The organism is Pseudoclavibacter sp. Z016 (assembly GCF_002931215.1).
GTDB lineage: Bacteria > Actinomycetota > Actinomycetes > Actinomycetales > Microbacteriaceae > Pseudoclavibacter.
The window spans coordinates 62,194-75,563 of the sequence record NZ_PSTU01000014.1 but is presented as its reverse complement, the minus strand read 5'-3'; the positions used below and the strand labels follow the sequence as shown (position 1 = coordinate 75,563).

At 67.0% G+C, this 13,370-nt stretch carries 9 protein-coding genes; 6 read left to right on the top strand and 3 right to left on the bottom strand.

Features of this window, described 5'->3' with window-relative positions; genetic code table 11:
• Window positions 1-29 precede the first annotated feature (29 nt).
• The 3 genes from C5B99_RS13495 to C5B99_RS13485 all read right to left on the bottom strand — a co-directional run bounded on the left by C5B99_RS13495 (window position 30) and on the right by C5B99_RS13485 (window position 3,881).
• Window positions 30-1,112: a hypothetical protein gene (locus C5B99_RS13495; protein WP_104242933.1), complete on the bottom strand. Its 1,083-nt coding sequence runs from the start codon at window positions 1,110-1,112 to the stop codon at window positions 30-32.
• Window positions 1,113-1,267: 155 nt separating this feature from the next.
• Complete coding sequence (locus C5B99_RS13490) at window positions 1,268-3,019, bottom strand: BCCT family transporter (RefSeq protein WP_104242931.1); 1,752 nt, start codon at window positions 3,017-3,019, stop codon at window positions 1,268-1,270.
• A 73-nt stretch (window positions 3,020-3,092) separates the two neighbouring features.
• The gene (locus C5B99_RS13485; RefSeq protein WP_104242929.1) at window positions 3,093-3,881 is read right to left on the bottom strand and encodes an HAD-IIA family hydrolase; all 789 of its coding nucleotides are present in this window, start codon (window positions 3,879-3,881) and stop codon (window positions 3,093-3,095) included.
• Between the two features lie 89 nt (window positions 3,882-3,970).
• On the opposite strand from C5B99_RS13485, the gene C5B99_RS13480 reads away from it, so the two are divergent.
• From C5B99_RS13480 to C5B99_RS13455, 6 genes are all read left to right on the top strand, one after another.
• The gene (locus C5B99_RS13480) at window positions 3,971-4,150 is read left to right on the top strand and encodes a hypothetical protein (protein ID WP_068477200.1); all 180 of its coding nucleotides are present in this window, start codon (window positions 3,971-3,973) and stop codon (window positions 4,148-4,150) included.
• Between the two features lie 79 nt (window positions 4,151-4,229).
• A complete protein-coding gene (locus C5B99_RS13475; protein WP_104242927.1) occupies window positions 4,230-5,519 on the top strand; it encodes an MFS transporter in 1,290 nt (429 codons plus the stop codon).
• A 116-nt stretch (window positions 5,520-5,635) separates the two neighbouring features.
• Window positions 5,636-6,865, top strand: coding sequence for a hypothetical protein (locus C5B99_RS13470; protein ID WP_146081188.1), 1,230 nt, complete (start codon window positions 5,636-5,638; stop codon window positions 6,863-6,865).
• A gap of 242 nt (window positions 6,866-7,107) precedes the next feature.
• Entirely contained in the window at window positions 7,108-9,648 is a 2,541-nt protein-coding gene (locus C5B99_RS13465) for a LuxR C-terminal-related transcriptional regulator (RefSeq protein ID WP_104242923.1), read from the top strand.
• A 255-nt stretch (window positions 9,649-9,903) separates the two neighbouring features.
• Complete coding sequence (locus tag C5B99_RS13460; RefSeq protein ID WP_146081187.1) at window positions 9,904-10,620, top strand: hypothetical protein; 717 nt, start codon at window positions 9,904-9,906, stop codon at window positions 10,618-10,620.
• A gap of 198 nt (window positions 10,621-10,818) precedes the next feature.
• The gene (locus C5B99_RS13455) at window positions 10,819-13,350 is read left to right on the top strand and encodes an ATP-dependent Clp protease ATP-binding subunit (RefSeq protein WP_104242919.1); all 2,532 of its coding nucleotides are present in this window, start codon (window positions 10,819-10,821) and stop codon (window positions 13,348-13,350) included.
• Window positions 13,351-13,370 lie beyond the last annotated feature (20 nt).

The window sequence follows — 13,370 nt, the reverse complement described above, 5'->3', positions numbered from 1 at the left end:
GCGCGCGGGCGGGGAACTGGGGGTCGCGCCTACGCCGTGGAGGCCGTGCTCTTCTGGCTCTCCACGCGGTACTCGATCTCGGCGACGATCTTCCTGAGCGCGTAGATCGTGACGGAACGGCGTTGCGCTGGCGGGTCCCACCCCGTGTGATCCTCGAACTCCAGCCGCTGCAGGTCGTCGAGGGCCGAGGAAGCGGCGGTGAGGCGTGCGTGCAGATCTGCTTCGCTCTGGTCCCAGGCGCGCAGCAGCTGCCCGAGCTGCTCTCCCGAGGCCTGCAGCGCACGCCCGGACTCGGGCTTCGCCTCGCTCCAGGACACTTCGAGGAACGGATCCTGGAGCTCGGCGATGTGTCGAGTGATGCGGCTGAGGCTGTCCAGCTCCGCCTGGACGGAGGAGCTGTCGAACTTCGCGCGAAGACCTCTGGCGTTGCCACGGAGGTTCTCCTGCACCTCGGCGACGAGCGTCTTCGCGTCGGCGAGTTCGCCGTCGAGGCGCAGCAGCGAGCTTCGCCAGTCCTTGAGGTCGTCCTCCGGAGCATCGCCTGCTGGTAGCTCCGTCGCTCGCTGGATGGTGTCGGCGATCGTGGTCTTGAGGGCGCTCATCGCCTCCATGGCCTGCTTCCGGCCGGTGGCGGGAGGCACGATGAGGTTCAGTCCGACGCCGATGGCCGCGCCGACAGCCATCTGCACGACGTAGCCGATGGAGAATCCGTCGGGATTCGCGCCGCCGACCACGAAGACGAAGAGGGCTGCGATGGGAATGTAGTCGCGGCCCGCGCCGAAGACCGGAATCCCTGCAAGCAGGGTGCCGACACCGACCGCGACGGGGACTGCCAGCGCCACGGGGGTGCCGAGGGTCACGAGCGCTCCGGAGGCGAGCACGCCCAGGAGCACACCGACCACGACCTGGACGCTCGATCGCACGGATCCGGCCACGGTCGGGACGCTCGCGACCAGTGCGCCGAGGGGAGCGTAGTAGGCGTAGGCGCTCGCCTCTCCCGGGACGAGGTGTCCGGCGTACCAGGCGAGCGTTGCGGCGGCGGCTGTCTTGGCCACGTGGAGGAGTCGGGAAGGCGTGAGCGCTGGGAGGAGGGCGCCGGCGAGTTTCTGCATCCACTCCAGGGTGGGGCTTCGCGGTCAATGCTCGCTGAGGGTTGACATCCGGGGAGAGGGAGGACGGGGGCGTGAGGTGCTGGCAGTGGAACAGGCAGGGGCCGGATGCGTGTGCATCCGGCCCCTGCCTGTCTCGAGACCGAGCCGCTCGGCGGTCAGTCGTTCTTGGGCTCGTCAGCCTGCGCCACGACCGCGACCTGGCTCGTCTGCGGGCCGGCAACGGGCACGTTCATGACGTTCGCCTTTCGCAGCCACGGGAACATCTTGCCGGGGGCACGCTCGACGGGCTCGTCCACCTCGAGGCCGTAGAAGTCGCCGATGTGGCCGACCAAGGCGGCGCGGCTGGCCCGGTCGTAGGCACGTTTCTCTCGTGCGAACGCGAGGGCCGTCGCCCAGCAGGACAGGAGCAGGACGATCGAGAAGGGCAGCGCGATGCTGATCGCGGCCGTCTGCAGGGCGTTCAAACCGCCGGCGAGCAGGAGTGCGACCGCGAGCAGCGAGGTGATGATCGCGAAGAACGCGCGCACCCAGTGCTTCGGCTCGGCCTGGCCGCCGGTCGCGAGCATGCCCATGACAAGCGCTCCGGAGTCCGCGGACGTGATGAAGAAGATCGCGATGAGGATGATCGCGCCGATGGTCAGCACCGCACCGCCGGGGAGCTGGGCCAGCATCTGGAAGAGGGCCCCTTCGACGTCGACCGAGCCGTCGCCCTGGACGAAGTCGGTGATGCCGTTCAGCTGCATGTAGAGGGCCGTGCCGCCGAGGACGGAGAACCAGAGGAAGGTCACGAGCGTCGGCACGAGCATGACGCCCGTCACGAATTCACGGACGGTGCGACCGCGGGAGATGCGCGCGATGAAGACGCCCACGAACGGCGCCCACGACATCCACCAGCCCCAGTAGAACGTGGTCCACGCCGATTGCCAGTCGACGCCCGCCTCGCCGGAGAATGCGCTCGTCGAGAAGGTGAGGCTGACGAAGTTCTGCAGGTAGTTGCCGAGCGACTGGACGAAGTCGCGCAGCAGGAACTGCGTCGGTCCGACGATGAGTATGAAGATGAGCAGCGCGCCCGCCAGCATGAGGTTGATGTTCGAGAGCCACTTCATGCCCTTGCCGACGCCGGAGATCACCGAGAAGAGCACGAACGCGGTGATGACGGCGATGATGGCGATGGACGAGGTCGTGGAGGACTCGAGGATGCCTGCGGCTTCCAGGCCCGAGCCGATCTGCAGCACACCGAGGCCGAGCGAGGTCGCGACTCCGAAGATGGTGCCGACCAGCGCGACGACGTCGATGAGGTTGCCCCAGCCTCCGCGAACGCGACGGCCGAGGAGCGGCTCCAGCGCCCAGCGCACGCTGACCGGTCGTCCGCGACGGTGGATGGCGTAGGCGAGCGCGAGGCCGAGCACGATGTAGATGGACCACGCGTGCACGCCCCAGTGCAGGTAGGTCTGCGAGAGGGCCTGCTGGGCGAGCTGGCTCTCGGTGCCGGAGACGCCGGGCTTCGGTTCGATGAAGTGGCTGAGCGGCTCGCTCACCCCGTAGAAGACGAGGCCGATTCCCATGCCGGCGGCGAAGAGCAGCGACAGCCAGCTGAGGTTCGAGAACTCGGGCTTGTCGTCGTCTTTGCCGAGCTTGATGTCGCCGTACTTGCCGAAGCCCATCACGAGGCTGAAGATCACGAAGAACGCCGCGATGAGCACGTAGTACCAGTTGAAGTTGCGCACGATCGACGACTGGACGGCGCCGAATGCGGTGTCAGCCGCGCTCGGGGCGAGGATCGAGAAGCCGGCGAAGCCGATGACGATGATCGCGGCGGGCCAGAAGACCCACCGTTTGATCGTGGGTGGGCCCTTCTTCTTCGGCGTATCGGGAGCGGCTGCTGAGCTGGAGGAGCTGGAAGTCACTGCGCCAATGGTACGCGAGCTGCGGCAGATCGCTAGTTCGCCTAGCAATCAGGGTTGAGCGGGCGGGTCCGACTCAGCTCTCGCCAGCAGGCCGGACGAGTTCGTGCACGCCGGAGATGATCTCGTCGGGGCGGAACGGGTAGCGCTCGATCTCGCGCTGATCGCTGATGCCCGTGAGCACCAGCACGGTGTGCAGTCCCGCTTCCATGCCCGCCACGATGTCGGTGTCCATCCGGTCGCCGATCATGGCCGTGTTGTGGGAGTGCGCGCCGATCTTGTTGAGCGCAGACCGGAACATCATGGGGTTCGGCTTGCCGACCACGTAGGGTTCGCGGCCGGTCGCCTTCGTGATGAGGGCAGCGATGGCACCCGTCGCGGGCATGGGGCCATCGGCGCTCGGGCCGGTCGCGTCGGGGTTCGTGACGATGAAGCGCGCGCCGTTGCCGATGAGGCGGATGGCCTTCGTGATGGCGTCGAACGAGTAGTTGCGGGTCTCGCCGACGACGACGAAGTCGGGGTCGGTCTCCGTCATGATGTAGCCCGCGTCGTGCAGCGCCGTGAGCAGTCCCGCCTCGCCGATGACGAACGCCGACCCGCCTGGCAGCTGCTGGCGCAGGAAGTCCGCCGTCGCGAGCGCCGAGGTCCAGAGCCGATCTTCCGGGACGTTGATGCCGCTCGAGCGCAGGCGGGCCGCGAGATCGCGCGCCGTGAAGATGGAGTTGTTCGTGAGCACGAGGTACGGGGTATCGTCCCGCTGCCACTGCGCGAGCAGCTCGACAGCACCGGGGAGCGCGGCCTGCTCGTGCACGAGCACGCCGTCCATGTCAGTGAGCCAGCATTCGACGTTCGAGCGATCGACCATGTGCACAGCCTAGGCGGATGCGCCGACACCGAGTCGGATGTGCACAGACTCGCCGGTGCGCGAACGGCTTCGCGTAGACTCCCTCCATCATGGACTTCTTCCTCAACGCGCTCTGGTCGCTCATCCCGACCGTGATCATCGGGGCTGCGTTCTTCTGGATCCTCACCTCGATCCTCTCCGGCGATCGTCGCGAGCGCGCCATGGCCGACAAGATCGAGCGCGAAGAACGCGCTCGCCTCGGCCTCCCGCAGCTCGACGCGAACAGCTAGCGCGCCACCTCACCTTCCCTGCTCCGTCTCGACCCCCTCACCGAAGAGGGGGTCAGTTCTCGTCGTCTGGAACCGACCCATGTCACTCCTGCTCAACTGGGCGTCCCCGAAGCCGCTCGGCACGCCCTTCCGATTCCTCCTCTCCTCGTCACTGTTCTCGAACCTCGCCGACGGCATCCTGATCGCGGCGGGCCCCCTGCTCGTCGCGAGCCTCACCAGGGACCCGCTGCTCGTGTCGCTGGCCCTGGTCGTGCAGCAGCTTCCGTGGCTCGTGTTCGGCCTCTTCGCGGGCGTGGTCGCCGACCGCCTGCCCCGCGTCGCGATCATCGTGACGGGGGCGCTCAGTCGCGTCCTGATGCTGGCGGTCATCGGCGCGCTCGTGCTCACCGACACCATCAACCTGCCGATCCTCTACATCGCGCTGTTCCTCGTGGGGTCGGCGGAGGTGTTCACCGACAACGCCTGGACCTCGATCGTGCCCGACCTCGTCCCGTCGAAAGAGCTCGGCATCGGGAACTCGCGACTCATCGCCAGCCAGACCGTCATGAACCAGCTCGCCGGTCCCGCGATCGGCGGTGCCATCTTCGCGGTCGGGCATGCGATCCCGTACGGCGTGACCGTCGTCTCCCTGCTCTTCGCTGTGGTGCTCGTGTCCCGGATCACCTCACCACCCGTCTCGACGGCGACGACCGGGCCGATCGAGACGGTGCGCTCGGTGGCCCGCGTGCGTCGGGACATCGCGAGGGGATTCGCCTGGCTCTGGCAGAACCCGCCGGTCCGGACGCTCGCCATCATCCTGTTCGCGTTCAACATCACGTACGGCATGACCTACGGGGTGCTCGTGCTCTATGCGAAGCAGCGTCTCGGACTGGACGATGCCGGCTACGGGCTGCTGCTCGCGGTCTCGGCACTCGGTGGGCTCGTCGGCACAGCGCTCTACGGACGCCTGGAGCGCCGCTTCTCCTACACGAGCCTCATGCGCACCTGTCTCGCGCTCGAGACGGTGCTGCACCTGGTTCTCGCGGCGACTGCGAACGTCATCGTCGCTGGCCTCACGATGTTCGTCTTCGGCATGTACACGGTCATCTGGGCGACGCTCGCGAGCACCATCCGCGGGCGAGCCGTCCCGAGCCGCATGCGCGGACGGGTCTCGAGCGTCTACTTCCTCGGGATGATCGGCGGCATGGCCGTCGGCACCTTCGCAGGGGGTCTCATCGGCCAGGGCTTCGGCATCGTCACCACGATCTGGGTCGCGTTCGGTGCGAGCATCCTCATCCTCGCGCTCGTCTGGCGTTCCCTGGTGCACGTCGGCAGGGCTGGTGAGGTCAGGGCAGACGGCGAAGCAGCCGGTACTCCGGCGGCGAGTTGAACCTCGGTGGGGCACGGCGGGGCTCGCTCTGGGGGAGTCCTCAGATACCTCCGGGGAGCGACGCGTAACCTGATCGTCGTCGTGCTGGATCGAGGACGCGGAGGAGGGTGCTGACGATGCCGCGTTCTGCCCTGCCCGTCTTCATTGCGGCCGTCATGATGACGATGCTCGCCGGATGCGCTTCCGGGCCGTTCCCGTCCGTGCAGACCGCGCTCGAGTCGTTCAATCAGACCCTCCGATCACTTCCCGGCGTCGAGGCGTCGAGCCTCGACCGCCCGCCGGTGGATGGGGCCGTCAAGGTCGACCTCGTCGTCACGCTGGCCGAGGAGGTGACCGAGGAGGAGCTCGCGGACATCGGCGACTACGCCTCCACCTTCCCGACCGTCCAGCTCGACAAGGGCCAGTGGGCCGGGACGGTCGAGCTCAGGCTTGCGGGGTCCGCATACTCGTACTTCGATCTCACGACTCCGGAGTCGCTCCACGCCCAGCTCGGCTACTGGCGAGAGCTGGCGGCAGTGGGGTTCGAATCGATCTCCACACGGACGTACTCGGCGCCGGTGTCGGCTGGCATGTTCGAGGTGACCGATCAGGCATCCGGTGCAGCAGCGGACGGTCTCACCTCGCAGGAGACCGAAGCACAGCCGTCCGAGACGCAGGCTCCCGGCGACCCGGCGCCCGCGACTGTCTCGCCGACGGAGTCCAGCGCACCCTCTTTGTCTGCGGCGGCTCGTGGGCGACTGATTGTGGTCGAGCTCTCGAGCGAGGAGCGCGGCGATAGCGAGCGCACGACGCAGCTCCTCGAGACCGCCCGCGCGATCCACGACCCAGGCGCTGCCACGGGGGAGTGGGACCTCATGGGTCTCGCTCCGTTCACGACCGGCCAGTTCGTGCAGAGCGAGCTCCCCACCGCCGAGCAGGTCGAGTTCGTCCGGGAGACGAGCGCGGTGTTCGACGAGTCGGAGCAGCTCGCGAGCGTCCACGTGCGCGTGGATGATTCGGCCCTCGGCGGGACCCAGGTCAACGTCACCGCCTTCGACGACACGATGCAGGGAATCAAGGCGGGCGAGGCGGCCAAGGCGTTCCGGGAGACCGTGGAGTGGCAGGAGCTGCGTGACCTCGTCCCGGAGCTGCAGCGCACGAACAGGGACTTCAGCGTCAATTTCGTGGGGAACAACCTCACGGGCCTCGGCGTCTTCGAGTTGAAGTTCGGTGTGCGTGACTGTGAATTCTGGTCGGGGTCGCAGTGGCCGGATCTGACGCGCGAGCTCCAGCTCACCTGGGGCTCGAGCCTTGATGGCGCCGGCGCGCTCACCATGGCCGAGCAAGTTTGCGCTGATCAGCGCTAGATTGCAGGTCGATTCTCCCTCGGGAAGAGCGTTCGATGAGTGTCGATTCGCCCGTCCCGCGCCCGCCAGAAAGTGGTAAACCTCTGGTGTGGTATGGCATGATCCCCGGTGAATCCCCGGTCACCCGGATCTCGTCAAAGCTGGATCAGCGAGTTAGAGTCATGACCATCCATTTGGTAGGTGAGTATTCATGGACTTGAGCTGGGGTGAATTCAGTGCACGCAACCACGCGAGAACTACTGGTGAGGCAGCGCCTCCTCCGGGCGCTCGACGATGATTCGACGCGCATCACCCTGCTCCACGCGCCGAGCGGATACGGCAAGACGACGCTCCTGCGGATGTGGGCCGAATCCGGTCGCCACACGGGCCGCCTGCTCTGGGTGACCTTCAGCACCGCCACGACCACCCGCAACAGCGTCTGGGAGCAGATCGCGCGCGCGGCCCTCCGCGAGGGTCTCCTCACCAGCCCCGAATACGACGACCTCGTGACGCTCATCAACAGCGATGACTTCGAGAAGCGCGACCTCGTCGTGGCCATGCGCAGCGAGGTTCCCTTCACGATCATCCTCGACGGCTACGAGCGGCTCGGCGACCTCGTGCCGATTGTCGACCAGGACCTCCTCAGGGGCGCCGAGAGCGTCCCGAACATGCGGGTCATCATCGCCGCGAGGGGCCGCACCACGCTCGACCAGTCGAGGCTCCAGCTGCAGGGCCGAGTTCGTGTCGTGACCAACATCGACCTGGAGTTCACGGAGGCCGAGGTCGCGGCCTTCTTCGAGCTCGTCGTGGGGCAGACCCATATTGCGACGCCAGCGGAGGTGTACGAGGCGACCGGTGGCTACGCCATCGCCGTCCGCGCGGCCATCCTCGAGCTCTCCCGGTCGGGCCCGCGCGCATTCCACTGGCGCGAGAATGCGCTCAACTCGACGAACCTCTCCGGTCAGCTGCCCAACGCCGAGCTCGCCAGGTTCGCGAGGATCACCAGCGTCGTGCCGTACTTCGACGCCTCGCTCGCGCGGATGCTCGTGCCCGACCTGGATCCGGACGCGGCGATCGAGATGCTCGAAGCGGACGGCTTCGGCAGGCACATCTCGTTCACCCGCAGCAGCAAGGCCTTCCAGTACGTCACGGCGCTCCGCGAGGCGCTGCACGAGGAGCTGCGGGCCGATTCCCCGGCCGAGTATCGACGCGCAGCCTCTCTCGCCGCGGCGTGGTTGAGCGCAAACGGCGACCCGGAAGGGGCTCTCGAGCTGGCGCTCGAGGTCGACGACTTCGACCTCGCGTCACGCATCTGCGCACGCCTGCTGCTCACGGTCGTCGAGGCCTACACGACGGATCGCTATGTATCGCGGCTGCAGCACCTCCCGCAGGACGTGCTCGTCGCGTACCCCGTGCTCGCGTTCGTGCTCGGCCTCGCCCGTCTCGCCAATCCAGTGCTGCGCAGCGGTGCGAAGCCGCTCCTGCAGATCGCGGCCGGGATGCGCATCCCGAGCGACCTCTCGGTCGCACGTCGCTGCGAGTACCTCTGCTTCAAGGTCTTCGCGCTGCGCACCCTCGGGAGGTACCTCGAGTCGGCTGAGCTCGCGCGGGAAGCGCTCGGCCTCGCCGCTGCCCAGTCCCGGGTGGGGGCGTCGCCTACGCTGTCTCCGGTCTTCACTCGCGGGGCGGCGCTCTCGCTGTTCCTCGTGGGCGACATGACGGGGGCGCACGCCGCGGTCGAAGAGACCTTCGTGGTGCCGCAGTCGAACAGCTCCCGCAACCTGTCGTTTTGGGACGCGGCGGGCTACAAGGTCATCGATGGTGACATGCCCGCCTCGGAGGCGATGCTCGCGCAGGTCGAAGATGGTGCGTGGATGACGACAAGCTCGCGCGGACACCTCGGCACCTTCGGGCATATCGCGAAGTCCTACGGATATCTCGAGCGCGGTGAGTGGATGCAAGCGCAGGCGGCTCTCGAGGATATCGAGCGCTTCACCGTCACGTCCGACCTCTGGCCCTACCTGCAGGAGCCCGTCATGCTTGCTCGGCTGGCGCAGGGCGAGGCGCTCGCGGAGGCCAGGCGGGTCGAGGAGATGCTCGAGGGCCCGCTTGCCGCCTCTGGGGTCGGTGAGAGCCTCGGCCTGTTCCGCGTGAAGTCCCTCCTCGTCGTCCTCTGGCTCGCCGCCGGTCGCCCGGCACGCGCACGCAAGCTGCTGGAGGGGTACGCCGTCGACGACTTCCGGACGCTGCCGGCAAGGTCGCTGCTCGCTCTTGTCGACGGCGACACGGATCAGTCGATGCAGTGGGTCTCGCGGTCGCTGGACTTCGTGACGACGCCGAGGATGCGCATGGCGATGCACCTCATCGGCGCGGCCGGTGCGCTGCGCGATGGCGACCGCGACGTCGCCCGGAGCATGGTCGGCCTCGCTGCCGGGCTCTCGCTCCAATATGGGCTCGTCTCGCCCCTGCTCATGCTGCCCGATCGCGACCGCAACGCGCTGGCTGAGCTCAGCCGAGAATCCGGCGGCGCGGACGACATCGCGATGTTCGACTCGCTCGACGTGGTGACGAACTTCCAGGAAGTGAGCGCCATGCCGCAGTTCACGGAGCGCGAAAGAGTCGTGGTTCACGCGCTCGCAAGGCACACCTCGCCGACGCGGATCGCCGAGGAGCTGTTCGTCTCGCCCAACACCGTGAAGACCCAGTTGCGCTCTGCCTACAAGAAGCTCGGTGTCCACACGCGGCCAGAGGCCCTGCGTCGCGCCGAATCTCTGGGCCTGCTCCGGGATCGCAACGGCGAGTAGTTCGTCGCTCTTCTGTTCCGCAAGCCACTCCGGGGTGAAGCCCGGGGTGGTTTCGTCGTTGGTGCCCGGGGAAATTGGTGGGCCATTTAATTGTAGATACAACTTAGGGTGAAGTCTGGGGTGACTTCACGAGAACGGATTCGAAACCGGGGTGCTATTGAGCCGCTCGGTACCTCCGAACTGGATGCACCGGCGAACCACGCGCCCACCGGCGCGGAAGCAACTTCCCCCGATCTGCTCCGAAGAGGTTCCCCCTTGTCAGAAACCCCCAGCTCCTCATCCGCCCCAGTCACCACCGACGAGAAGGGCGGCACCACTCGCCGCTCCGTGCTGCGCGCCGCCGCGTGGACAACCCCCGTCATCGCCCTCGCAACCGCCGCGCCAGCGCAGGCGGCCTCCCGATGCGTCATCAAGACCAACTACAACGCGCTCAAGACGGGCACCAAGCCCACGAGCATCCCCTTCCCCGGCACCGGCGTCACCGCGACCCTGAGCTACCTCGGCTACGGAGGCTTCACGGGCTCGTCGACCAACGGGACCGTCCAGGACGGACCACAGGGTGGCAACCCGCAGTCGCTCAAGTGGATCAAGATCGAGAACGGGACCGCCCGCTCCGGCAGCGGCGTCGACGTCAAGATCGTCTTCAGCGAACCGGTCACGAAGCTCTCGTTCACGATCTTCGACCTCGACTGGGCGCCGGGCAACCACCGCGACGCCGTCATCGCCACGACCACGCCGACCTCGTCCACGCGAGCATCCGCGCTCGAAGGCAGCGGCACGCTCGCAAGCCCGTGGCGCAAGGCCACCGAAGGCGAGATCCCCAGCACGTCCCTCAACGGCAACGTGCAGCTCTTCTACACGGGTCCCATCAGCGAGGTCACCTTCCGCTACTACCAGGACCTCAAGAAGCTGGACGCCAACCACAACCAGCTCATCGGGCTGAGCGACCTCGCCTTCGAGAAGTGCCTCTAGCGCTCTGAAGCTGAAGAAGGGATGCGCCGTCGCGCGGTCGAAGAGACCAGCGGCGGCGCATTCGCGTACCTGGGCGACGCATCCGCACGCCCAGGGCGAACAGGGGAGGGAAACGGAGGTTGACGCCGTTACTCTCTCTGTACACGGCCCCCGACCCTGTAGCCAGGTGTCGAGGTCAGGGAGTCGAAGGAGAAACGGATGTTCGAGAGATTTACCGACCGCGCCCGTCGCGTGATCGTCCTCGCCCAAGAAGAGGCGAAGATGCTCAACCACAACTACATCGGGACCGAGCACATCCTCCTCGGCCTCATCCACGAGGGTGAAGGGGTCGCCGCCAAGGCGCTCGAATCCCTCGACATCTCGCTGCCTGCCGTACGTGAGCAGGTCCAGGAGATCATCGGCCAGGGCCAGCAGCGTCCGACGGGGCACATCCCGTTCACGCCGCGAGCCAAGAAGGTGCTTGAGCTGTCGCTCCGCGAAGCGCTGCAGCTCGGCCACAACTACATCGGCACGGAGCACATCCTCCTCGGCCTCATCCGCGAGGGCGAGGGTGTCGCAGCTCAGGTGCTCGTGAAGCTCGGCGCCGACCTCAACCGGGTGCGCCAGCAGGTCATCCAGCTGCTGAGCGGATTCCAGGGCAAGGAGCAGGTCGTCGCGGGGGCGGACCAGCCGCAGCAGGCAGCCCAGGGCTCCGCCGTGCTCGACCAGTTCGGCCGCAACCTCACGCAGGCCGCTCGCGAAGGCAAGCTCGACCCCGTTATCGGGCGCGAGAAGCAGATCGAGCGCGTCATGCAGATCCTGTCGCGCCGCTCGAAGAACAACCCCGTCCTCATCGGCGAGCCGGGCGTCGGCAAGACCGCCGTCGTCGAGGGCCTCGCCCAGGCGATCGTCACGGGGCAGGTTCCCGAGACGCTCAAGGACAAGCAGCTCTACTCACTTGACCTCGGCTCGCTCATCGCCGGGTCCCGCTACCGCGGTGACTTCGAAGAGCGCCTCAAGAAGGTCACCAAGGAGATCCGCACACGCGGCGACATCATCGTCTTCATCGACGAGATCCACACCCTCGTTGGTGCGGGTGCCGCCGAGGGCGCGATCGACGCCGCGAGCATCCTGAAGCCGCTCCTCGCGCGAGGTGAGCTGCAGACCATCGGCGCCACCACGATCGACGAGTACAAGAAGCACTTCGAGAAGGATGCGGCGCTCGAGCGACGCTTCCAGCCCATCCAGGTCGAGGAGCCGTCGATCGCGCACACGATCAACATCCTCAAGGGGCTCCGCGACAAGTACGAGGCGTTCCACAAGGTGTCCATCACCGACGACGCCATCGTCGCCGCGGCAACTCTCGCCGACCGCTACGTCTCCGACCGGTTCCTGCCGGACAAGGCGATCGACCTCCTCGACGAGGCAGGCGCCCGCCTCCGCCTCTCGGTGCTGTCCTCGCCCCCCGAGCTGCGCGAACTCGACGAGAAGATCGCGATCGTCCGCGCCGACAAGGAGCAGGCTATCGAGCTGCAGGACTTCGAAGGCGCCGCGTCACTGCGCGACGACGAGAAGAACCTCCTCGGCGAGCGCCTCCGCCTCGAGAAGCAGTGGAAGTCGGGCGACGTCAAGTCCACCGGTACCGTCGACGAGGGCCTGATCGCCGAGGTCCTCTCGCAGGCCACCGGCATCCCGGTCTTCAAGCTCACCGAGGAAGAGACTGCGCGTCTCGTGTTCATGGAGGATGCCCTGCACCAGCGGGTCATCGGCCAGAACGAGGCCATCGCGGCCCTGTCCAAGACCATCCGCCGCACCCGCGCCGGACTCAAGGACCCGAACCGCCCGTCCGGCTCGTTCATCTTCGCCGGCCCGACGGGCGTCGGAAAGACGGAGCTCGCCAAGGCGCTCGCGGAGTTCCTCTTCGACGACGAGTCGGCGCTCATCTCGCTCGACATGTCCGAGTTCGGCGAGAAGCACACGGTCTCGCGGCTCTTCGGTGCCCCTCCAGGGTTCGTCGGCTTCGAAGAGGGCGGCCAGCTCACCGAGAAGGTGCGCCGCAAGCCGTTCTCCGTCGTGCTGTTCGACGAGATCGAGAAGGCTCACCCCGATATCTTCAACTCGCTCCTCCAGGTGCTTGAAGAAGGCCGTCTCACCGACGGCCAGGGTCGCGTCGTGGACTTCAAGAACACGGTCATCATCATGACGACCAACCTCGGCACGAAGGGCATCTCCGGCGGCCCCGTCGGCTTCCAGCTCGAAGGCGACGCCTCGGTGTCGTACGACAACATGAAGTCGAAGGTCAACGAAGAGCTCAAGAAGCACTTCAAGCCCGAGTTCCTGAACCGCGTCGACGACACGATCGTGTTCCCGCAGCTCTCCACCAACGAGCTGCTGCAGATCGTGGACCTCTTCATCGGTCGCCTCAGCGAGCGCATGCTCGACCGCGACATGACCGTCGAGATCACCGAGCTCGCGAAGCGCAAGCTCATCAAGGTCGGCTTCGACCCGACGCTCGGCGCTCGCCCGCTGCGCCGCGCCGTGCAGCACGAGGTGGAAGACCTTCTCTCCGAGAAGATCCTCCGCGGCGAGCTCAAGGCCGGCGACCACGTCGAGGTTGACTACCCGGAGGACGAGTTCGTGTTCAACGTCTCGAAGCGCCTCGTCCCCGAGACGGTCGCGGCAGGCGGAGTGACCTCGCAGGCTGAGGGCATCATCGCCGACGCCGGTGAGGGTGACGCGCCGACCGCGTAACCTCCGCACGCGCATACGAC

Coding starts and splice junctions, on each gene's coding strand:
- C5B99_RS13495 (WP_104242933.1), bottom strand. CDS start 1,112: ATGCAGAAACTCGCCGGCGCCCTCCTCCCAGCGCTCACGCCTTCCCGA.
- C5B99_RS13485 (WP_104242929.1), bottom strand. CDS start 3,881: ATGGTCGATCGCTCGAACGTCGAATGCTGGCTCACTGACATGGACGGC.
- C5B99_RS13480 (WP_068477200.1), top strand. CDS start 3,971: ATGGACTTCTTCCTCAACGCGCTCTGGTCGCTCATCCCGACCGTGATC.
- C5B99_RS13475 (WP_104242927.1), top strand. CDS start 4,230: ATGTCACTCCTGCTCAACTGGGCGTCCCCGAAGCCGCTCGGCACGCCC.
- C5B99_RS13470 (WP_146081188.1), top strand. CDS start 5,636: ATGCCGCGTTCTGCCCTGCCCGTCTTCATTGCGGCCGTCATGATGACG.
- C5B99_RS13455 (WP_104242919.1), top strand. CDS start 10,819: ATGTTCGAGAGATTTACCGACCGCGCCCGTCGCGTGATCGTCCTCGCC.